The sequence below is a fragment of the Sphingobium sp. D43FB genome (genome assembly GCF_002312805.1).
In the GTDB taxonomy this organism is placed as follows: domain Bacteria; phylum Pseudomonadota; class Alphaproteobacteria; order Sphingomonadales; family Sphingomonadaceae; genus Sphingobium.
Genome location: NZ_NMUA01000004.1, coordinates 1 through 19,833, shown reverse-complemented (window position 1 = coordinate 19,833; position 19,833 = coordinate 1). Strand labels below are relative to the sequence as shown.

At 64.3% G+C, this 19,833-nt stretch carries 23 protein-coding genes and 1 pseudogene; 17 read left to right on the top strand and 7 right to left on the bottom strand.

Features of this window, described 5'->3' with window-relative positions; translation table 11 throughout:
• Nucleotides 1–2 precede the first annotated feature (2 nt).
• The 10 genes from SxD43FB_RS04925 to SxD43FB_RS04880 all read left to right on the top strand — a co-directional run bounded on the left by SxD43FB_RS04925 (nucleotide 3) and on the right by SxD43FB_RS04880 (nucleotide 6,281).
• Nucleotides 3–608: a Maf family protein gene (locus SxD43FB_RS04925; protein WP_096061236.1), complete on the top strand. Its 606-nt coding sequence runs from the start codon at nucleotides 3–5 to the stop codon at nucleotides 606–608.
• Nucleotides 605–1,429 (top strand): shikimate dehydrogenase, encoded by an 825-nt coding sequence (gene aroE, locus SxD43FB_RS04920; RefSeq protein WP_096061235.1) that lies wholly within the window; start codon nucleotides 605–607, stop codon nucleotides 1,427–1,429. The genes SxD43FB_RS04925 and aroE overlap by 4 nt, the downstream gene beginning before the upstream one ends.
• Nucleotides 1,429–2,022, top strand: a complete 594-nt coding sequence (gene coaE / locus SxD43FB_RS04915; protein ID WP_096061234.1) for a dephospho-CoA kinase — start codon at nucleotides 1,429–1,431, stop codon at nucleotides 2,020–2,022. Before aroE ends, coaE begins: the two co-directional genes overlap by 1 nt.
• 33 nt (nucleotides 2,023–2,055) lie before the next feature.
• Nucleotides 2,056–2,757, top strand: coding sequence for a DNA polymerase III subunit epsilon (dnaQ, locus tag SxD43FB_RS04910; RefSeq protein WP_096061233.1), 702 nt, complete (start codon nucleotides 2,056–2,058; stop codon nucleotides 2,755–2,757).
• A gap of 68 nt (nucleotides 2,758–2,825) precedes the next feature.
• Nucleotides 2,826–3,431 carry a ribosome-associated translation inhibitor RaiA gene (gene raiA / locus SxD43FB_RS04905; protein ID WP_037472063.1) on the top strand — a complete coding sequence of 202 codons (606 nt, stop codon included), beginning with the start codon at nucleotides 2,826–2,828 and terminating at the stop codon, nucleotides 3,429–3,431.
• A 129-nt stretch (nucleotides 3,432–3,560) separates the two neighbouring features.
• Nucleotides 3,561–4,028: a PTS sugar transporter subunit IIA gene (locus SxD43FB_RS04900; RefSeq protein WP_096061232.1), complete on the top strand. Its 468-nt coding sequence runs from the start codon at nucleotides 3,561–3,563 to the stop codon at nucleotides 4,026–4,028.
• A complete protein-coding gene (locus SxD43FB_RS04895; protein WP_096061231.1) occupies nucleotides 3,988–4,485 on the top strand; it encodes a PaaI family thioesterase in 498 nt (165 codons plus the stop codon). The genes SxD43FB_RS04900 and SxD43FB_RS04895 overlap by 41 nt, the downstream gene beginning before the upstream one ends.
• A complete protein-coding gene (locus tag SxD43FB_RS04890; RefSeq protein WP_096061230.1) occupies nucleotides 4,478–4,825 on the top strand; it encodes a DUF1491 family protein in 348 nt (115 codons plus the stop codon). The genes SxD43FB_RS04895 and SxD43FB_RS04890 overlap by 8 nt, the downstream gene beginning before the upstream one ends.
• Before the next feature lie 179 nt (nucleotides 4,826–5,004).
• Nucleotides 5,005–5,676 (top strand): cell wall hydrolase, encoded by a 672-nt coding sequence (locus SxD43FB_RS04885; protein WP_096061229.1) that lies wholly within the window; start codon nucleotides 5,005–5,007, stop codon nucleotides 5,674–5,676.
• A gap of 110 nt (nucleotides 5,677–5,786) precedes the next feature.
• Entirely contained in the window at nucleotides 5,787–6,281 is a 495-nt protein-coding gene (locus SxD43FB_RS04880; RefSeq protein ID WP_037472470.1) for an MmcB family DNA repair protein, read from the top strand.
• 151 nt (nucleotides 6,282–6,432) lie between these two features.
• Here the strand turns inward: SxD43FB_RS04880 and SxD43FB_RS04875 are convergent, their stop codons facing one another.
• Complete coding sequence (locus SxD43FB_RS04875; protein ID WP_255245602.1) at nucleotides 6,433–7,020, bottom strand: ankyrin repeat domain-containing protein; 588 nt, start codon at nucleotides 7,018–7,020, stop codon at nucleotides 6,433–6,435.
• 66 nt (nucleotides 7,021–7,086) lie between these two features.
• On the opposite strand from SxD43FB_RS04875, the gene SxD43FB_RS04870 reads away from it, so the two are divergent.
• The 4 genes from SxD43FB_RS04870 to SxD43FB_RS04855 are packed head-to-tail and all read left to right on the top strand — an operon-like array spanning nucleotide 7,087 to nucleotide 9,140.
• Entirely contained in the window at nucleotides 7,087–7,752 is a 666-nt protein-coding gene (locus SxD43FB_RS04870) for an SCO family protein (RefSeq protein ID WP_096061228.1), read from the top strand.
• Entirely contained in the window at nucleotides 7,740–8,177 is a 438-nt protein-coding gene (locus SxD43FB_RS04865) for a YcgN family cysteine cluster protein (RefSeq protein ID WP_037472073.1), read from the top strand. Before SxD43FB_RS04870 ends, SxD43FB_RS04865 begins: the two co-directional genes overlap by 13 nt.
• The gene (locus tag SxD43FB_RS04860; protein ID WP_096061227.1) at nucleotides 8,158–8,874 is read left to right on the top strand and encodes a SprT family zinc-dependent metalloprotease; all 717 of its coding nucleotides are present in this window, start codon (nucleotides 8,158–8,160) and stop codon (nucleotides 8,872–8,874) included. Before SxD43FB_RS04865 ends, SxD43FB_RS04860 begins: the two co-directional genes overlap by 20 nt.
• A 5-nt stretch (nucleotides 8,875–8,879) precedes the next feature.
• Nucleotides 8,880–9,140, top strand: a complete 261-nt coding sequence (locus SxD43FB_RS04855; RefSeq protein ID WP_069065623.1) for a hypothetical protein — start codon at nucleotides 8,880–8,882, stop codon at nucleotides 9,138–9,140.
• Between the two features lie 79 nt (nucleotides 9,141–9,219).
• Here SxD43FB_RS04855 and SxD43FB_RS04850 read toward each other — a convergent pair whose 3' ends face one another.
• The gene (locus SxD43FB_RS04850) at nucleotides 9,220–10,044 is read right to left on the bottom strand and encodes a rhodanese-related sulfurtransferase (RefSeq protein ID WP_096061226.1); all 825 of its coding nucleotides are present in this window, start codon (nucleotides 10,042–10,044) and stop codon (nucleotides 9,220–9,222) included.
• Between the two features lie 67 nt (nucleotides 10,045–10,111).
• On the opposite strand from SxD43FB_RS04850, the gene pdeM reads away from it, so the two are divergent.
• Nucleotides 10,112–10,771, top strand: coding sequence for a ligase-associated DNA damage response endonuclease PdeM (gene pdeM, locus SxD43FB_RS04845; RefSeq protein ID WP_096061225.1), 660 nt, complete (start codon nucleotides 10,112–10,114; stop codon nucleotides 10,769–10,771).
• A gap of 188 nt (nucleotides 10,772–10,959) precedes the next feature.
• Entirely contained in the window at nucleotides 10,960–13,761 is a 2,802-nt protein-coding gene (locus SxD43FB_RS04840; RefSeq protein WP_096061224.1) for a TonB-dependent receptor, read from the top strand.
• Here SxD43FB_RS04840 and SxD43FB_RS04835 read toward each other — a convergent pair.
• Nucleotides 13,739–14,473: a YggS family pyridoxal phosphate-dependent enzyme gene (locus tag SxD43FB_RS04835; protein ID WP_096061223.1), complete on the bottom strand. Its 735-nt coding sequence runs from the start codon at nucleotides 14,471–14,473 to the stop codon at nucleotides 13,739–13,741. The genes SxD43FB_RS04840 and SxD43FB_RS04835 overlap by 23 nt on opposite strands.
• Nucleotides 14,474–14,496: 23 nt before the next feature.
• Between SxD43FB_RS04835 and SxD43FB_RS04830 the strand changes: the two genes are divergently transcribed.
• On the top strand, nucleotides 14,497–15,096 hold the full coding sequence (locus SxD43FB_RS04830; RefSeq protein ID WP_096061222.1) for a thiamine phosphate synthase: 600 nt from the start codon (nucleotides 14,497–14,499) through the stop codon (nucleotides 15,094–15,096).
• Nucleotides 15,097–15,212: 116 nt separating this feature from the next.
• Here SxD43FB_RS04830 and SxD43FB_RS04825 read toward each other — a convergent pair whose 3' ends face one another.
• The 4 genes and pseudogenes from SxD43FB_RS04825 to SxD43FB_RS04810 all read right to left on the bottom strand — a co-directional run.
• Nucleotides 15,213–17,252, bottom strand: a complete 2,040-nt coding sequence (locus SxD43FB_RS04825) for a 3'-5' exonuclease (protein WP_217988775.1) — start codon at nucleotides 17,250–17,252, stop codon at nucleotides 15,213–15,215.
• The gene (locus tag SxD43FB_RS04820) at nucleotides 17,249–17,755 is read right to left on the bottom strand and encodes a hypothetical protein (RefSeq protein WP_141249456.1); all 507 of its coding nucleotides are present in this window, start codon (nucleotides 17,753–17,755) and stop codon (nucleotides 17,249–17,251) included. The genes SxD43FB_RS04825 and SxD43FB_RS04820 overlap by 4 nt, the downstream gene beginning before the upstream one ends.
• Before the next feature lie 25 nt (nucleotides 17,756–17,780).
• The gene (locus SxD43FB_RS04815; RefSeq protein ID WP_255245601.1) at nucleotides 17,781–19,223 is read right to left on the bottom strand and encodes a hypothetical protein; all 1,443 of its coding nucleotides are present in this window, start codon (nucleotides 19,221–19,223) and stop codon (nucleotides 17,781–17,783) included.
• Nucleotides 19,224–19,700: 477 nt separating this feature from the next.
• Nucleotides 19,701–19,833: pseudogene (locus SxD43FB_RS04810) on the bottom strand (IS5/IS1182 family transposase); the annotation flags it as partial.

Here is a 19,833-nt window from a genome sequence, read left to right as displayed (position 1 = left end):
GCATGATCGTGCTGGCATCGCAAAGCGCGAGCCGCCGCGCGCTGCTAAGCGCGGCGCAGGTGCCGTTCGAGGCGCTGTCGCCCGGCGTGGACGAGGAAGCGGCGAAGGAGGCGTTGCGCGCCGATGGGCTGGATGCGCGGGCGCTGGCCGATGCGCTGGCGGAACTCAAGGCGCGCAAAGTGTCGCGCCGGGTGCCGGGCGCGCTGGTGCTGGGATGCGACCAGACGCTGAGCCTGGATGGCGGCGAGGACCGGGGCGTGATGATCGACAAGGCGGTCGATCGCGCGGATGCCGAGCGCATATTGCGGCTCTTGTCGGGGCGGGTCCATCATCTGCACAGCGCGGCGGTGATCGTGCTGAATGGCGAGCCGATCTGGCGGCATATCGAACGGGTGCGGATGACGGTGCGGCCTTTATCCGAGCCCTTCATCGCCTCCTATCTGGATGGCGACTGGGACGAATGCCGCTGGTGCGTCGGCTGCTACCGGATCGAGGGGCCGGGCGCGCAATTGTTCGCCAAGGTCGAGGGCAGCCAGTTTGCGATCCAGGGCCTGCCGCTGCTGCCCTTGCTTGACTTTTTGCGTGTGCGGGGTGTTTTGACGGCATGACCCAAGGCCTTCCCTATGCCGAAGTGATCGGCGATCCGATCGCGCACAGCAAATCGCCGCTCATCCATAATTTCTGGCTCAACGCGCTGGATATCGAGGCGGAATATCGCAAGACGCATGTGACGCCCGAAGGGCTGGCCAGCTATTTCCTGCAGCGGCGGGCCGACCCCGATTGGCTGGGGTGCAATGTCACCATTCCGCACAAGATGGCGGTGATGGACTTTACCGACGATCCGGGTGGGGTGCGCGAGCGGATCGGTGCGATGAACACGATCGCCAGCGAAACCGGCGGGCCGCTCATTGGCACCAATACCGACGCGGGGGGCTTCCTCCAGCCCTTGCTGCGCGATCGATGGAAGGGGCGCAGCGCGGTGCTGATCGGCGCGGGCGGCGCGGCGCGGGCGATATTGTTCGCGCTCACCAGCCTTGGCGTGCCCGACATAACGATCATGGCGCGCGATACGGCCAAGGCGCAGGCAATGCTCGACCATGCCGGAGTGAAGGGGGCGGTGATCGGCATGGACGATCCACTGCCGGCCGTCGACCTGCTCGTCAATTCGACGTCGCTGGGCATGGTGGGGCAGCCGGTGCTGAATCTGGACCTAACGCCGTTGCCGCCGAGCGCCACGGTCTATGACATCGTCTATGCGCCGTTAGAGACGGGGTTGCTCAAGGCGGCGCGGGATCGTGGGCTCAAGACGCTCGACGGGCTGGAAATGCTGATCGGCCAGGCGGCGTTGGCGTTCGACATTTTCTTCGACGCGCATGCGCCCCGTGAACTGGACGCCGAATTGCGCGCGCTGCTGCTCGCGGCGGACTGATGAAGATTTATGGCCTGACCGGATCGATCGGCATGGGCAAGTCGGCGGTCGCGGCGATGTTCGCCCGTGAAGGCGTGCCGGTGTTCGATGCCGATGCGGAGGTGCATCGGTTGCAGGGGCCGGGCGGCGCGTTGCTGCCAGCGATCGAGGCGCGTTTCCCCGGTACGACCGGGCCCAAGGGCGTGGATCGCGCGAAACTGGGCGCGGCGGTGTTTGGCCATCCGCAGGAACGCAAGGCGCTTGAAGCGATCGTCCATCCGGCGGTGCGCGAGGCGCGGAGCCGGTTTCTGCGCCGCCACCGATCGCGCAAGTTCGTGCTGCTCGATATTCCCTTGCTGTTCGAGACGGGGGGGCAGAAGCGGCTGGCGGGCGTGATCGTGGTGACGGCTCCTGCTTGGAAACAGCGCAAGCGCGTCCTGGCGCGGCCGGGCATGACGGTCGCCAAATTCCGCCAGATCCTGCATCTGCAAACGCCCGACGCGGAAAAGCGTCGCCGCGCCGATCATCTCATCCAGACCGGTACGACCTTTGCCGAAACCCGCGCGCAGGTGCGGCGTCTGGTCGCTTGCCTTGGCCGCAAAACAGGCAGATAAGGGTTGGCCCATAGAGTCGATATGAAGAGGGCGATGCGCGAGATTATATTCGATACCGAAACGACGGGATTTGACCCGGCATCCGGCGACAGAATGGTCGAAATCGGTTGTATCGAGCTTATCAATCGTGTGCCCAGCGGCCGGACCTTCCACGCTTATTACAACCCCCAGCGCGACATGCCCGCCGCCGCCGAAGCGGTGCATGGGCTGTCGAGCCATTTCCTGTCGGACAAGCCGTTGTTTGCCAGCGGCGTGACGGACTTGCTCGTCTTTCTGGAGGACAGCCCGCTGGTCGCGCATAATGCGCGCTTCGATTTCGGCTTCCTCAACCATGAATTGCGGCTGTGCGGACGCGGCGAAGTGTCGCTCGACCGGATGATCGACACGGTCGCGATCGCCCGGACCATGCATCCCGGCGCCAAGCATAGCCTGGACGCGCTCTGCACCCGCTATGGCATCGATCGCAGCCATCGCATCAAGCATGGCGCGCTGCTCGACGCCGAATTGCTGGCGCAGCTGTACATCGAACTGACCGGTGGCCGTCAGATCGGCCTGGGTCTGGCACAGGAGGTGGCAAAAGAAGGGTTTGGGGCGGAACTCGCGGCGCAGGCCGTGGTTCGCCCTGTTCGTCCCGCGCGCGTCTTTGCGGCGAGCGCGACGGAGCTGGAACGGCATGGAGCGTTCATCAGGACGCTCGACAAGCCGCTCTGGCTGGAGGGGGCACTGGCGGACTGACAATCCGCCTGCATGCCCCCAGTCAACCGGGCCGTGTCCTGCGGCCCGCAAGAACAAGGAGAAGGCATATGGATATTCGTGTTTCCGGGCATCAGGTCGATACGGGCGAGGCGCTCAAGGAGCATGTCGCGACCCGCATGGAAGCGATTGCCGAGAAATATTTTTCCCGCACAATCTCCGCGCATGTGACCTTTCGACCGGCCCCGCATGGTGCCTTTCACTGCGACATCGTCTGCCATGTGATGACTGGCCTGATCCTCAAAGGCGCGGGCGAGGCGCAGGAAGCGCATCCCGCCTTCGACCAGGCGGCCGAACGGATCGAAAAGCAGCTGCGCCGCTATATGCGCCGCCTGAAGGACCGCCATGGCCAGGCTGTCGCCGCAGAAGCGCAGCGGGTGAGCAGCTTCAACATCGATGATATTGACGGGGCGGGCTATACCATCTTCGCCTCGCCCGCGGATGAAGAGGAACAGGTCGAGGACGCGCCGCTGATCGTCGCGGAAACCCGTGTCGACATTCCCGAAGCGAGCGTGTCGGACGCGGTGATGATGCTGGACCTGCGCAACACCAACGCGCTGTTGTTCGTCAATGCCGGGACGGCGGCCTACAACATGGTCTATCGCCGCCATGACGGGACGATCGGCTGGGTCGAACCGCGCATCCAGGCAAGCTGAGCGCTACCCGGTTCCAAGGGCCGCCTGTTGACCTTGTGGCGCAGGCGGCTTATGGGGCCGGGCTTTAATTCCCTGAGCATAGGCGCATGAAGTCCTGACTGGGCGCGGCTCGGTTGGATCGGACATGTGATGGTGCATTTCAACGATATCGTTTCACCCGACGCGCTCGCCACGGGCCTGTCTGCGAACGGCAAAAAGCAGTTGTTCCAGCGGATCGCGGCGCTCGCCGCCGATGCCTATGGGCTGGACGCGGACATGGTCGCTGACGCGCTGTTCGATCGCGAGCGGCTGGGTTCGACCGGTTTCGGCGGCGGCGTCGCCATTCCCCATGCCAAGATCACAGGTCTCGACAAGATGTGCGGCGTGGTCGTGCTGCTCGATCCGGCGGCGCCGTTCGATGCGGTCGATGACCTGCCGGTCGATATCGTGTTTGCGCTGCTGTCGCCGGTCGACAGTGGGGCGGAACATCTGAAGACGCTGGCGCGGGTGTCGCGCTATCTGCGTGATGAGGCGCAGGTCGCCCGGTTGCGCGGCGCGCGTTCGACCGGGGCGCTCCATGCCCTGCTGGCCGGTGGCGGGGCGCGTGACGCAGCCTGACGTCGGCGCACCGGACAGCGGCGAGACCGCGCATTTCCGGGCGCTCGAAAATCTCTACCGCTCCGCGCCGATCAACCGGCTGTTCCGGTCGGAGATCGCGATCAGCGAGCCGGGGCGCTGCGTCATCGACTTCGATGTCGACGAAAGCCAGTTCCATGCCGCAGGCGCCGTTCATGGCACGGTTTATTTCAAGATGCTGGACGATGCGGCCTTCTATGCCGCCAATAGCCTGGTGAGCGATCGATTCCTGCTCACCACCGCCTTCAACCTGCTGTTCACCCGACCGATCGCGCCGGGGCGAATCCGTGCCGAGGGGCGCTGGATCAGCGGCAAGCGCCGAGTCTATGTCGCCGAAGCCAGCTTGGTCGATTCGCATGGAGAGGAGGTCGGACGGGGCACCGGCACCTTCATGCGCTCGCAATTCCCGCTGTCATCGCTGCCCGGCTATCATGGCTGAACAGCCGCCCGCCCGGCTGACCAGCGGGATGCTGGTCGGCGCGTTGCGACGGCGGGCGGCGGCGGCCGGGGGCTTTGCCACGATCCTGGTCAAAGGCGATGACATCAGCGGCGTGATTCTCGTCCAGACGCTCGAAAAAGGTCAGGAAACCGGGCTGTTCGAGCGGGTGTCGAACTTTTCCGGCGGTCATGCGTTAATGCGCTGTGGACCCGACCCGCAGGAGGGCGCGCAAGCCATGGTCCATTATGTCGAGCGGCGCCGCCGGTCGGACCCCGATCTGTGGGTCATCGAACTCGACATCCCGGAAGCGGAACGGCTCGCCGCTGAAACAATCTGCTGATCGTTGACATATCGCAATGGCCCGTGCAGAGGCCCGCCCACGCTGAACGCGCAGGTTGCCGCAATCGTCCAAGGGGGGCGGGCGCGGTAAACACGCAGACGGGGGGCGGCCGGTCGTCGGACAGAGTGGGTTAAAAAAGACGACGTTTCCGGCCAAGAACCGCATGATTTTGAGTAAAAATGAGTTTTCGTCTAAGAGCTGCGATTATCGCGGCCTTTGCTTTGTCCGCCGCTGCAGCGGTCACGGCATCCGACATGTCGATGGCCGGTGAAGCCATCCCATCTTCGGTGTCCCTATCCAGGGACAATGCGCTGACCACAGCGCCTTCGGCCGGTGCCAAGCCCGCCGTCACCTTTGCCGCGCCGCGCGAGATCGTGCAGCCGCTGGCTTCGGCCCCTAAGGCCGACACTGTTTCTTCCACCTTCTCCGAGATGCAGGCCGATAGCCTCGCTGCGCTGGTCGATGCCCAAGGCACGCCCGAACAGCTGGATGGCGAGATGCAGTGCCTGGCCGGAGCGGTCTATTTCGAATCCAAGGGCGAAAGCCTGGAAGGCCAGCTGGCCGTCGCGCGTGTGATCATCAATCGCGCCGAGTCCGGCCGGTTCGCGAGCAGCCTGTGCGGCGTCGTCTATCAGCCGAGCCAGTTCAGCTTCGTGCGCGGCGGTGGCATGCCGCCGATCCGCACCGAAAGCCGCAGCTGGCGTCAGGCCGTTGCCATTGCGCAGATCGCCATGGCCGACGCTTGGGACAGCCGGGCCGAAGGCGCGCTGTTCTTCCATGCCCGCCGCGTATCGCCGGGCTGGGGCAAGGCCAAGCTGGCGATGATCGACAATCATATCTTCTATCGCTGAGTATTGCGGAATGTGTTGAGGCACATTTTGCGGCACACATCAAAAAAGGCCGGTTCGGATAATCCGAATCGGCCTTTTCTTTTGTTCCTGCCTTGTTCTATGATTGCGGCATGAACGCTGCGATATCCGACACTTGCTCCCCTTTGACCGACGGCACCGCTTTGGCCGTTGCGCGGGGGACGCTGCGCCTGTTCTTCCGTCATGATATGAGCGGAATCATGGAAGTGCCGCTGCCCAATGGGCGGCGCGCCGACATTATGGCGATCGACGGGGCGGGACGGCTGACCATCGTCGAGATCAAGTGCAGCCGGGCGGACTTGCTCGGCGACATGAAATGGCCCGATTATTTCGACTATTGCGACCGCTATTTCTGGGCGGTGCCGATGGGGTTCGACGTGACCCTGTTTGATAGCGAAGCGCTATGGCCCGCCCGCACCGGGCTGATCGTCGCGGATCAATATGATGCGGAGCTAGTCCGGCCCGCGCCGATCGAGCCGCTGGCGGCGGCGCGGCGCAAGGCGGAGACATTGCGCTTCGCCCGGCGCGCGGCACGGCGGCTGACCGCGATCAACGACCCGGATCATGCGGCGGAGATCGGCTGGTAGGGCGTGAATGCGCGCAGAGTGCCATTCAGGCCGTCATGCTGACGAAAGTCAGCATCCATTGGCTCTACCGCTGAGCCTCTCTCCAGGAGAGAGGCTAATGGATTCCGGCTCAGGGCCGGAATGACGGCTATTGTGGGGGCAGCTTAGAGGGTCAGAAAACCGGACCCTGCACCGGGCCTGCGGGCTTGGCCGCTGGCTTGGCGGCGGCGAGCGCTTCGATGAGGCCGGGGGTGCGGCCGTCGCGGGCGGCATAGTCGCGCGCGGACATGCCCGCGATGCTGTCGCGCTTGTCCGGGTTCGCGCCCTGCGCCACCAGCAGGCGGACCAGGCCGAGGTCGCGCAACTGGACGGCGCGGATCAACGGGGTTTCGCCGCTGCCATTCGTCTTGTCGACCTGCGCCTTGTTGGCGAGCAACGTCTGCACACCCTCCTCGAACCGGCCCTGCACCGCGTCCATCAGCGGCGTGTTGCCATCACTGTCGGTCAGGTTCGGGTTCGCGCCCTTGGCGAGCAGGAAGGAGAGCCAGGTCGCGTCGCGACGCGCGACGACGATATGCAGCGCGTTTTCGCCGCTGTTGATGTCGCGACTGTTGATCACGGTGGAGCCGGGCTTCTGGATCAGGTCGGTGACCTTCTCGCCATCCTTGTCCTTGACGGCCTTCAGGAAATTATAGGCGTCGGAAAATTGCGCCTGCGCCGCGCCGGGCACGAGCAGCGCCGCCGCGATCATGGTCATCATGGCAGAAACAAACCTGGTCTTCATCATCGCGCCCCGTTGCATTTGCAAATCCATCCCTAGCAGGGCATGGCTGGCCACGCCATGAACAAAGCCCGGATGCTCTTCACCCTGTCCTGCCTCGCCCTGCTGGCTGCCTGTAATATGGGCGCTGGCGGCAATGCATCAAGCGGGGCATCAAGCGACGACAGCGTGCAGGGCGAACTGGCCGGTGCGCGGATCGGCGCGCCCTTCACCCTGACCGATCAGGACGGCAAGCCTGCGCGCTGGGACGACTATAAGGGCCAGTATCGGATCGTCTATTTCGGCTATACCTATTGCCCCGATGTCTGCCCGGTCGATCTGCAGCGGATCATGCAGGCCTTTGCCCAGTTCGAGAAGGCCGCGCCGGAGCGCGCCGCCAAGGTGCAGCCGATCCTGATCAGCGTCGATCCGGCGCGCGATACGCCCGCCGTGCTGAAAACCTATGTCGCGGCCTTTCATCCGCGTCTCATTGGCCTGACCGGGACGCCCGATCAGATCGCCAAGGTCGCCAAGGATTTCGTCGTCATCTACAATAGCGAGAAGGTCGCGGGCGCGAGCGATTATCTGGTCGGGCATAGCCGCACGCCCTATCTGTTCGATCCCGATGGCAAGCCGGTGGCGCTGGTCCCGGTGGATGATCCCGGCACGCCGGACGTGGACGAGGGCGCGCCGGACAAGGTGCTGGCCTTCTTGCAAAAATGGATCAAGTGACGCCTTTCTGGGAAAAGCCGCTCGACAAGCTCGACCGGGCCGAATGGGAAGCCCTGTGCGACGGGTGCGGCAAATGCTGCCTGCACAAGGCCGAGGATGAGGATAGCGGGCGCATCTATCCCACCAATGTCGCCTGCCGCTTGCTCGACCGGCAAAGCGGCCAGTGCAGCAATTATAAGGACCGCCGCAAATTCGTGCCCGATTGCGTGCGGCTGACTCCGGCCAAGGTGCGCCAGATCAGCTGGCTGCCGCGCACCTGCGCCTATCGGCTGCGCGGGGAGGGGTTGCCGCTGCCCGACTGGCATTATCTGCTGTCCGGCGACCGGGAAGCGGTGCATCGCGCGCGCGAATCGGTGCGGGGGTGGACCGTGGCGGAGGCCGATGCGGGCGACTGGGAGAATCATCTTGTCGACCGGGATATCTGATCCCGACGCCGCGATCCTGATCGATGGCGTGCCGACGCCGGTGCGGGTGCGCCGGTCGGCACGGGCGCGCGCCTATCGGCTGACGATCGACGGGGCTCGCGGCGAAGTGCGGCTGTCGATGCCGGTGCGCGCGAATTTGAAGCGGGCGCTGGGCTGGGCGCAGGATCATGAGGGCTGGGTGCGGCAGCAATTGGCGCGGCAACCGGTGCTGACGCCGCTGAGCGATGGCGCGGTCTTTCCGCTGGAGGGGCGCGAGGTGCGCATCTGCTGGGAGGCGGGGGCGAGCCGCACGATCCGGCTGGAGGGTGACCGGCTGCTGCTGGGTGGCGCGGCGGAATCGGTGAGCGCGCGGGTGCTGCGCTGGCTGGTGCGGCGGGCCAAAGCGGTGCTGGAAACCGAGACGCAGGCGTTGGCGTGCGACCATGGGCTGATCGTCGCGTCGGTGGGCGTGGGCGATCCGCGCAGCCGCTGGGGCAGTTGCACGTCATCGGGCGCGATCCGCTATAGCTGGCGGCTGATCCTGTGCCCGCCAGAGGTACGGCGGGCGACGGTGGCGCATGAATTGGCGCATCTGCTGTACATGGACCACAGCCCGGCCTTTCACGCTGCCCATGCGCGCATCTATGGCGCTGACCCGAAGCCTGCGCGCGCGTGGCTGCGCACGCATGGGACCGGGCTGCATCGCTATACGGGGTAGGGGGCATGGCGCGTAAGAAACGCTATCTAACGGCCACGATGGCGGACGGCTATGTCAAGACGATCGGGCCGACGGCCGACCCCTTCACCCATTATTGGCGGATCGTCGCCTTGCTCGACAATGGCAAGACCGAGGTGTTCTGGGGCCATGCGCGATCGCTGGCCGAGGCCAAGAAGAAACGCGCGGCGGCCGAGGACGGCGCGCGTATGCGGGGCTGGAAAAGCTATCAGTTCGAGATTGCGGAGTTGGTGGAGACGGTGCCTTAATCCGTTCGTTTCGAGCGAAGTCGAGAAACCAGCGCACAGGTTTCTCGACTTCGCTCGAAACGAACGGAGGTGGTTGACTCTAACCCCGATGCGGCCAGGCACCTGAGGCGTCAGCCTCGCATATATGCTCGGCGTCATTGGGATAGGGCAGGCCGCAGGCGCGGCAGGTGCTATAGTCGCCGAGCTTTAGGCCATGGCCCACCGCGACCCGCTCGTCGAAAACATAGCAATCGCCCTGCCAGCGGCTTTCGCTCTCTGGCATTTCCTCCAGATAGCGCAATATGCCGCCCTTGAGATGATAGACCTCGTCGAAGCCGCGCGCCTTCACCAGCGCGGTGGATTTTTCGCAGCGTATGCCGCCGGTGCAAAACATCGCGATCTTGGGCGTCCGGCCCTGGTTGCGGAGATTTTGCGCGAAATCGTCGAACCAGCCGGGAAAGTCGCGAAAGGCGCGGGTTTCGGGGTCGATCGCGCCTTCGAACGTGCCGATTGCGACTTCGTAGGCGTTGCGCGTGTCGATCAGGATCGTATCGGGATCGGCGATCAGCGCGTTCCATGCGGCGGGGTCGAGATGCGTGCCCGCCTGGCTTGCGGGATCAAGGTCGCCGACGCCCAGCGTGACGATCTCCGGCTTCACCTTCACTTTCATCCGAGCGAAGGGCGCGCTGTTGGCGGCGGAGTATTTGACGTCCAGGTCAGCGCAGCCGGGCAGGGTGCGGATATGGGCGACCAGCGTTGCGATCGCGTCGGCGCTGCCCGCCACCGTGCCGTTAATCCCTTCGCGCGCGACGATCAGCGTGCCGCAGGTGCCAAGATCGGTGCAGCGCGCGCGGAGATCGGCGGCGATGGCGTCGGGATCGGCCAGAGTGGCGAACCGGTAGAGGGCAGCTACGGTATAGGACATGGGGGTGGCCTATAGGGCTTTGCGCCGCCTCTTGAAAGCGGGCACGGACAGGCGCATAGGCGGGGCCATGGTTCCCCTTTCGTTCGCGGGGCACGACTTTCTGGCTTTGCCGGAAGCCGCGCTATTCTGGCCCTTGCACGGTGCGCTGCTGGTCGCCGACCTGCATTTCGAGAAGGCGAGTTGGTACGCCCGGTTCGGCCAGTTCCTGCCCCCCCATGACAGCCAGGCGACGCTGGACGTGATCGAGGCGCTGGTGGCGCGGACCGGCGCGCGGGCGGTCTGGTCCCTGGGTGACAGTTTCCATGATGCCGATGGCGCGGCACGGCTGGATCCGCAGGCGCGCGCGCGGCTGGACGCGCTGACGCAGCGGCTGGACTGGACCTGGATCACTGGCAATCATGATGTCGGCATGGCGGCGATGCCGGGGGGACGCCGGGTCGCTGAGGCGGAGGTCGGGGGAATCTGGCTGCGGCATGAAGCAGCCCCCAAGGATGTTCGGCCCGAAATATCCGGCCATTTTCATCCCAAGCTGCGCCTGTCGCTGCGCGGGCGACATGTGGCGCGGCGCTGCTTCGTCGCGTCGGATACCAAGCTGATTCTGCCTGCGCTCGGCGCGCTCACCGGCGGGCTGGATGCGGGTCATGGCGAGATTCGGCGTGCCGTGGGGCCGGGTGCAGCCGCGCTGGTGCCGGTTGCCGACCGAATGCTCCGCTTTCCGTTATCGTAAGGCGACGCTACGGAAACCGGAAATTAAGCCGTTGCCGATAAGCAACAGGGCATGAACATTCTGTCATCGCATCCGCAAAAAAGCGCAGAAAAGCTAGGGTCTATTGCCTTAACCCTGCTGTGGCAGCATAATCACCCGCACGTCCCGACCCGGCAAAAAGCCGCGCGGGCAGGAGAGGATTGACCATCATGACCAACAAGAGCCTTTGGGCGTCGACCGCTGCGGTGATTGCGCTCGTCATGGGTGCGACCGGCGCGCAGGCGCAGGACGTCGCGGCACCGCAGGCCGCCGCCGAGCAGGATGCGGCCGAGATCATCGTCACCGCCACCCGCCGCGCCAGTCCGTTGTCGGACGTGCCGATCGCCGTGTCCGCCGTCAGCGCGCAAGCGATGCAGAATAGCGGTGCCAGCGACATCCGCACCCTCAACCAGCTCGCCCCTTCGCTGCTCGTTTCGTCCACCGGGTCCGAAGCCAATGCGTCGGCGCGTATCCGTGGCATCGGCACGGTCGGCGATAACCCCGGCCTCGAAAGCTCGGTCGCGGTGTTTATCGACGGCGTCTATCGTTCGCGTACCGGCGCGGGCCTCAACGAACTGGGCGAGATTGAGCGGGTCGAAGTGCTGCGCGGGCCGCAGGGCACATTGTTCGGCCGCAATGCGTCGGCGGGTCTGATCAACATCATCAGCAAGGCCCCCGAACAGACGTTCAGCGCCAAGGGTGAGATCACCTATGGCAATTATGATTATTGGCGGCTGTCGGGCCGGGTCACCGGGCCGATCGCTGATGGCATCGCGCTTAGCCTGGACGGCGTATGGTCCAAGCGCGATGGCTTCTACAAGCTGGTCGATACGACCGGCTCGACCGTGGGCGACACCAATGACCGTGATCGCTATTTCCTGCGCGGACAGGCGCTGATCGAGCCGAATGACGATCTGTCGATCCGCCTGATCGGCGATTATACCAATCGCGACGAAAGCTGCTGCGGCGCGGCCTATACCGAAGCGCGCGAGCGCCGCCCGGCCGCAGGTGGTGGCTATACCGATGCGCCGTTCAACCGCATCGCCGCGATCCTGGCAGGGCAGGGCAGCGTGATCGCCGCCGATCCCTATGATCGGGAACTGACCATCACGCCCGGCCGCGACTATGTCAGCAAGCTCAAGGATTGGGGCGTTTCGGGCGAAATCAACTATGATCTGGGCGGCGTGAAGCTGACCAGCATCACCGCCTATCGCGATTACAAGTCGAGCGACTATGGCGATTATGACTATAATCGCGCCGACCTACTCTATCGCGATTCCAACACCTATCGTCAGTTCAAGACCTTCACGCAGGAATTGCGCGCGCAGGGTTCCGCCTTTGGCGACGCGCTCGATTGGTTGGTCGGTGGCTATTATGCCAATGAACGGCTGACCTTGCAGGATAATATCCGCTTCGGCGCGGACTATGGCCGCTTTGCTGCCTGCCGCCTGATGGCGGGTTCCGGGGTGAACAGCAATTTCACCGCACAGCAGCTCGCGGCGTGCGGCAGTGGCCTTGCCACCCAGCCGTTGATCGCAGGGACGCAGGCCAATCTCAACGCCGGGCTGACCGCGGCGCTCATCAATGCTGGCCTGCCAGCCGCCGTGGCCGCGGGCCAGGCGGGCGCGATCTCGACGGGCCTGGGCAATGGCCTGCGCGCGCTGGCCGCCATTCCGTCAGGCACCGGCGATACCGGCTCGATCTATCGCCAGAAGAGCGAGAATTGGGCGATCTTCACCCACAATATCATCCACGTCACCAACCGGCTCGATCTGACCTTGGGCCTGCGCTACACCCATGAAAGCAAGCGCTTCTCGGCGGACCTCAACAATAATAACGCGACTTGCGCGGCGTTCCAGTCTTCTGCTTTGCCAGGCCTGGCCACCAATCCGGCGCTGGGCAGCGCGGCAGCGCTGGCGGGCGGCATCCTGACCCTGGGGTGCCTCGGCAATGCCTCGACCAGCCTCAACGCGCTCGACCTCAATGACAAGATCAGCGACGGCGAATTGTCGGGTACGGCGGTCCTGTCGTGGAAGGCGACCGACGATCTGCTGCTCTATGGCAGCTATTCGAAGGGCTATAAGGCGGGCGGCTTCAACCTCGACCGCTTTCAGCTGGGATCGACCGGTCTCAATGCCATTCCGGCGGTCTTTTCGCCGCGCAGCAATGCCGACGTCGCCAGCCTGCGCTTCGCCGCTGAAAAGGTCGACGCATTCGAAATCGGCCTGAAATACAGCCAGCCCAAATGGAGCGCGAACGTCGCCGCCTTCCGCCAGGAGTTCAAGAATTTCCAGCTGAACACCTTTAACGGCACCAGCTTCGTCGTGCAGAATATCAATGGCTGCGACAGCGCGCTATCGGCGGCCCGCACCTGCGGCTCGGACGATGTCGGGCCTGGGCTGATCAGCCAGGGCGTCGAACTGGAAATGACCGCCACCCCTGCGCGCAATTTCCGCGTGACCGGCGGCTTCACCTATGCGGAAGCCAAGTTCGCCAGCCGTCTGGTCGGCAGCGGCGATGGCAGCGTGCCGCTTGACCCGGCCTTGTTCCTGTTGCCGGGTTCCATCAACAGCAATGCGCCCAAGATGGTGACGACCGCCAGCGCCGCCTGGACACCGGACATCGGCACGAGCGGCCTGTCGGCGCTCTTCTATGTCGATGGCCGCATGACCAGCGATTTCAACACCGGGTCTGACCTGTTCCCGGAGAAGAATCAGGACGGCTTCACCGTCGTCAATGCGCGCGTCGGGCTGCGTGGGCCGAACCAGCGCTGGGCGATCGAATTCTGGGGCCAGAATATCTTCAACCAGGATTATACCCAGGTGGCGTTCAGCAGCCCGCTCCAGTCGAGCAGCCCGGCCACATCGACCACCGGCCAGTTCGCCCAGGGTGCGCCGATGGCCAATCAGCTGATCTCCGCCTATCTCGCCGAACCGCGCACCTATGGCATCACGTTGCGGGGGAGTTTCTGATCATTCCCCGCCCGCTCTTGGGCACGGGGCGGGCGGGGGTTGGACGATTGCCGAACAGGGCGGTGCCGACACGAATATCGGTCGCGCCCAGCATGATGGCGGTTTCATAATCGCCCGACATACCCATCGACAGGCGCGGGAGGCCCTCCTCCCGCGCCATTTTTGCGAGCAGCGCGAAATAGGGGGCGGGTTCGACGTCCGCCGGCGGGACGGCCATCAGGCCGAGCAGCGGAATATCCGCATCACGCGCAGCGGCGATCAGCGCGGGCACGTCGGCGATGGCGCAACCGCCCTTCTGTTCCTCTGCGCCGATATTGACCTGAATATAGCAGGGGACGCGCTTGCCCGCTGCGTCCATCGCCTTGGCCAGTACAGTCAGCAGCGAGGGGCGATCGAGGCTGTGAATGACATCGAACAGCGCGACCGCATCGGCGGCCTTGTTGGATTGCAACTGGCCGACCAGATGCAGCGCGATATCGGGATGCTCGTCGCGCAGGGCGGGCCATTTCTCCTGGCTTTCCTGCACGCGATTTTCGCCGAACACGCGCTGGCCCGCCGCGATCAGCGGGCGGATGGCGTCGGCCTCTTGCGTCTTGGACACGGCGATCAGGGTGATATCCTCGCCGCTGCGATCGGTCAGGCGCGCGGCCCGATCGATGGCGTCGCGCAGGGCGGAAAGGCGGAGGGCGGCTTGCGAGCTGTCGGTCGTCATGCGCGCTGCTATAGGACAGGGTCATGACCCGCCGCCACCGCAAAAAACTGCCGACGATCTGGCTGATGACCGACGAGCGGGTCGCCGACGCGGCGTTGCTGGCGGCGGTGGCGCGCTTGCCCAAGGGGCGAGCGGGAATCGTGTTCCGGCATTACCGGACGGAAGGGAAGGCGCGGCGGGCGTTGTTCGAGGCGGTGCGGCGCGTGGCGCGGCGGCGGCGGCTGGTGCTGCTGCTGGCGGGCGATGGGCGGACGGCGGCCGCGTGGCGGGCCGATGGCTGGCATGGGCGCGACACCAGGCGGGCAGGGCGGCCGATGCTGCACAGCATGGCCGCGCATGACGCGCGCGAGATGATGGCCGTGCGGCGGGGCAGGGCGGACATGGTCTTCGTATCGCCCCTCTTCCCCACCCGATCGCATCCGGGGGCGGCCAGCTTGAGTCGGGTGCGCTTTACCGCCCTGGCGCGGCAGGCGGATAGGCCAGTGATGGCGCTGGGTGGGGTGCAGCCGGGACATCGGCGGATGCTGCGCGGGATCGGCGCGCATGGCTGGGCGGCGATCGATGGGCTGGTTTCAGAACGACCCATTATGGCGCGTCGGCCAATCCTCAGCATGCCCGGCTGAAAGAGCCGGACGTCGGCTATTTCGAGGAGCTGCTGGCGCGCATTCGGGACATCCGGTCGTCAGGCCGACGCGACAAAGGTTGAGGGGCCAGACAGACTGATCGCACCATCACGCCATCACGCCATCACGTCGTCGAGAAACTCGCATCCCGGTGCCACCCCTGACAGCATCAGATGGTCTCTGGCCCGTGTCGCTGCAACATAAAGGAGATGTCGCTCAGCATCCTGGATGGCTTCGAGATCGGCCATATCACCAATGTCGGAAAGCCGCTCCGGGTCCGGTAGGACATCCTCGTCCAGTGCCATGACGGCGACGGCGCGAAACTCCAAGCCCTTGGCGGCGTGCATGGTCATGACCGGCACATCTGCGGCCGCCGCCTTCACGGCGGCGCGACCACGGTCGAACTGCTGCTGGCCCCGAACCAGCACGACCAACTCGGACGCCGCTACGCCTTCTTCCAGCCGCGCGCGCAGCCAGTCCGCAACCGCCTGTGCTTCGAGAGCAGTGTCGTCGAATAGGGCGACCGTGGGATCGGGGCCATCGAACACCGATACGGTGCCGCGTCGGCTTTCCTCGATCCCATCCTGATCGACGATCTCCGGCGTCAAAAGCCGGTCGGCGGCGCGACGGATTTGGTGGGATGTGCGGTAGCAGACTTTCAACAGCTGCGCGCGGCCGCGCACATCAAGGCCGAGCTTCGCCCATGAGAATGGCAGATGAAAGATGCGCTGCCCCAGATCGCCTGTGAAAAACAGCGCATCCGCACTGTCCACTCGACCAACGGCCGCAAGAAATCGCGCCTGCGCCACTGACAAGTCCTGCGCCTCGTCCACAACCACATGGGTGAAGGGCAACCGCCCACCGTCCATGGCCCAGCGCGCCAGCCGACCATAGACATCGGCGATCGTCACCACGCCCCGCGCCGCAAGGCGGTCGCGCACGAAGGCAAACACAGCCCAGGCAGCCTCCCTCTGCTTCGGCCCCAGTCGCGTCCGCCGACCGATCCGCGGCACAGCCGCATAGGCTTGCGCATCATGCAGCCCCCAAGCGTCGACCAGTTCGTCCCATTCTTCGTAGAGGAAGGGTGCGCTGTGCCCGGAACCAAGGCCCGCCTCCATCGCAGCCTGTATGGCGCTGCGCACCTGCGCCGCTATGGCCAGGCTCGGCTGGCCAAAGAGCTTGGTGTAAAGGTCATGCGCAGCCTGATCGATGGCGCGCACGGTCAGGCGAGCGCGCGCGTCCGGTAGCGCTTCGGTCATCAACGCGGCCTTGCTGGCGAGGCTGGCAGCGAGCGGCTTGGAGAAGGTCGTGAGCAGCACCCGCGCCTCCGGCCGACGCGCCAGATGCACCGCGCGATGCAGCGCCACGATCGTCTTGCCCGTGCCAGCCGACCCCGACACGCGCGCTGGTCCGTTCCACGCCCGCGTCACCGGCGCGCGCTGCGCCGGGTGCAGGAACACCGCCCATTGGGCAAAGGGGGCGTCCAGCGCGGCCTTGAGTTCCTCCACGCCATCGACGGCGCGGAACCTGCGCTGGGCGTCCGGGTGCGCAAAGGGATCGGTGCCGGGACTGGCCTGAACCGCCACATGATCCTGCAACTTCCCGCCTGTCGCAAAGTCCAGCAGGGCTTCGGCGGCTTCGTCAGGCAGGGCGTCGAACAATCCATCGACGCTCGCCTCGTCGGCCGCCCGCACCGCGTCGAGCCAATCGCGCGGCACCCCGACGTTCAGCAGGTCGTCGTCCGACAGGTTGGCAAAGGGGCGGTGGAACGCCACAGGCTCAGGCGCGGCCTGATCATAAAGCGTCTCGGCGGAAACGAGACGCTCTTCGGTCCGCTCGACAATCTCGACCAGCTGCATCGCGCCGGTGCGTTCATGCGGCACCAGCTTGCGCCGTTCCGCCCAGCGATAGGCCTCGTCATGATGCCCGACCCAGGCCAGCAGCATATGGCCGCCATCCTTATGCAGGACGATACGAATATCCTGACTGACCCGCGCCGTCCAGAAACCGGGCGTCGCCTCGACCCGGTGGAGCGACAGCCCGTTACCGCTTTCGTCCTGCGCCAGATCGAACGCCGTGATCTTCACCTGCTTCTGCTCGGCGGTGGTCAGGCGATCCAGCGCTTTGGTGAAGGTCGAGGCGTAGAGGAGTGTCAAAGGCTATCAAGGCCGTATTCATCGCCGGGTGTCTGTTCCTGATACCCAGAAAATCGATAAACTATCATGACATGACTGGAGTCATACTGGTCTTCGGCGATGATCATCAAATCTATCTGCGTGATATCGGCGTCGAGCTTGGCGGGATTTGTCCACCGAGAGAAGTGGGTGCGTTCACCGTGGTTCAGTGCATTCCAAAATTCATGTAAGTCCGGCCAAGTCGCTTCCTCATCTATCAATTCAAAAGTTTCTGGGGCGCCATAAACCTGCGCCAACTGGCGCTTGATACGATCATAAAGATCGCGGGCCGACCGGCAATCCGCTTCATCTGCAAATATTTTTGAAGATGCCAAGACTTGGACAATGCCGCCTGCTGGCGTCCAGACGCCCGAATAATTATGAAACGCTGGATGCGGCTTCGGCACCGCGTGAAAGGCGACGTGATATTTTGCCATTCCGGCAGGAGGCGTCGAACCGGCGGTAATTCCAAATGGATCAGGCACTACAAATTCTCCCTCAGATAAATCCCTAAACCCCCACAACCTTCATCACTTCATCGCCCAGATGGTTGATCACCTTCACCGCCACCCGGCCGTCCTTGGGCTTGGGAAAGGGGCGGGAGCGGGTGCGTTTGAGGCTTTCCCAGGCGTCGGCGTCGATCTCGGCCTTCAGCGTGGTCTTCAACGCCTTGTAGGGATCGTTCGCGCCGGGGAAATAGGCGTGGCGGACGAAGAAGCTTTCATAATTATAGTCGGTGTCGATGAACCACACGGCAATGTCGTCGGCGTCGCTGGCGACGATTTCGCCGCCCTTATACATGTCGATGCCGGCCACCTCGATGCTGATGCAGCCATCGCCTTCGTCATGCACCTGGATGTCGGGTTCGCCAAAGACGGTGAACAAATTGCCCGCGCCGGTATTGGCGAGGTCGGGCATGTGCAGGTCCGGGTTGATCCGCGCCTGCAACACCGTCAGCGCGCCCATCCGGTCGAACTCGGACGCATGGGCGTCGAAGTTGAACGAGGCGGCGATCAGCAGGTCGAACCCCGCCTCCATCGCCTCGCGCGCGGCGGCGGTCAGGTCGGCGCGGGCGACGGTGCCATATTCCGGGCCGATCAATATGGCGGCGCGGCGCGTGGGACTGTCGGACAGCGTGTCGCTGTCGCCTTCCGACGCCTGTCGCACCGCGCCCTCGGCGCAGATGAAGCGGCCGGGCCAGGGCTTGAGCGACGAGAAGACCAGCCGGTCGGCCTTATGCGCCTGCTGCACGCCGGAGCGTTTGAGATTGTCCAGCACCATCGCGGTGAAATCGACGCTTTCGGCGGCTGCACCCGCCTGACGCCGACCCTCGGCCGCCTCCAGTTCGTCGAACAGGCTGTCGTCCACGTCCATCGCGGGGACGCGGTGCGGTGACAGGCTTTCGACCGTGAAGGGACCAGCGACGCGGACGCGGCTCTTATCCTCATAGGGTTGGTCGTAGAGATATTCGGTGTCCGCCTTGGCCGCGATCGACGCGTCGATCTCGCGCTGGCGGGCGATGCGCTGTTGCCACCAGGCGGCGTGCAACCCCTCAACCGTTCGGGCTGAGCCTGTCGAAGCCCCGTCCTTCTGCTCTTCGACAGACGCAGAGAAAGGAAGCCCTTCGACACGCTCAGGGCGAACGGGGGTTTTGGCTTGCGCGTCTGTCAATTCACGCGGGATTTCCCATTCCTGCCAGTCCGTTCCCAGCGCGGCGTTGATCGCCTGCCGCAGCGGTTCCAGCTTCACCTGATAGCTTTCCCAGATCGTGTCGATCTCGGCATTGTTGGCGATGGATTTGAGACCAATGCGGGGAACGCGTCTATAAACAAATCCCTGCCGGATGCGGCAGTAGGTGGGCGTATCGGCGGGAACGACGCGCGTCACCTCGCCCTCCTTCACCTGCCCTTCGCGTGAGTCGGCGAGCAGATACCAGGGATAGCGCGCCCCCATGATCCGCGCACGCGCCAGCGCCAGTGCAACGCGGCTGGTATCGATGGTGATCCACCGGCGGCCCCATTGTTCAGCAACAAAGGCGGTAGTCCCTGACCCACAAGTGGGGTCTAAGACTAGATCACCCGGATCGGTTGCTAATAATATGCACCGTTGAATGATTCTAGCAGTCGTCTGAACCACGTAAATTTTTGGGTCTGACGCACTGGCACCACTACTTACATCATCCCAATAATTTGAGATCGGCATGACCGGAAAATCGTCGAGAAAACGAATATACTTCAAGCTATTTATTGTCGGCCAGACTCGATTTGATTTTATAAGTCGAGGAAATTGATTTTCGCCAGTCGACCAATACCGAGGTCCGGGCCACTTTACTTTTCCTTGATAATCGACTGGATAACGGCCAGGTGGCCGCTGAGAAGGGCTTTGTTGCATAACTCCTGATAGGTTTGCTGCGGGCTTTATTTGAGATTACTACGAGACGCGGACAGTATTTGGTGTGCCGATTTGCGAGAAGCGATTGAGGATTGCAGCACGGACTTTGAGCTCGGTTATCTGACGCTCGAAGGTGCGGGCCATGACGCGCTGACCAAGCAGCTTGAAGCAG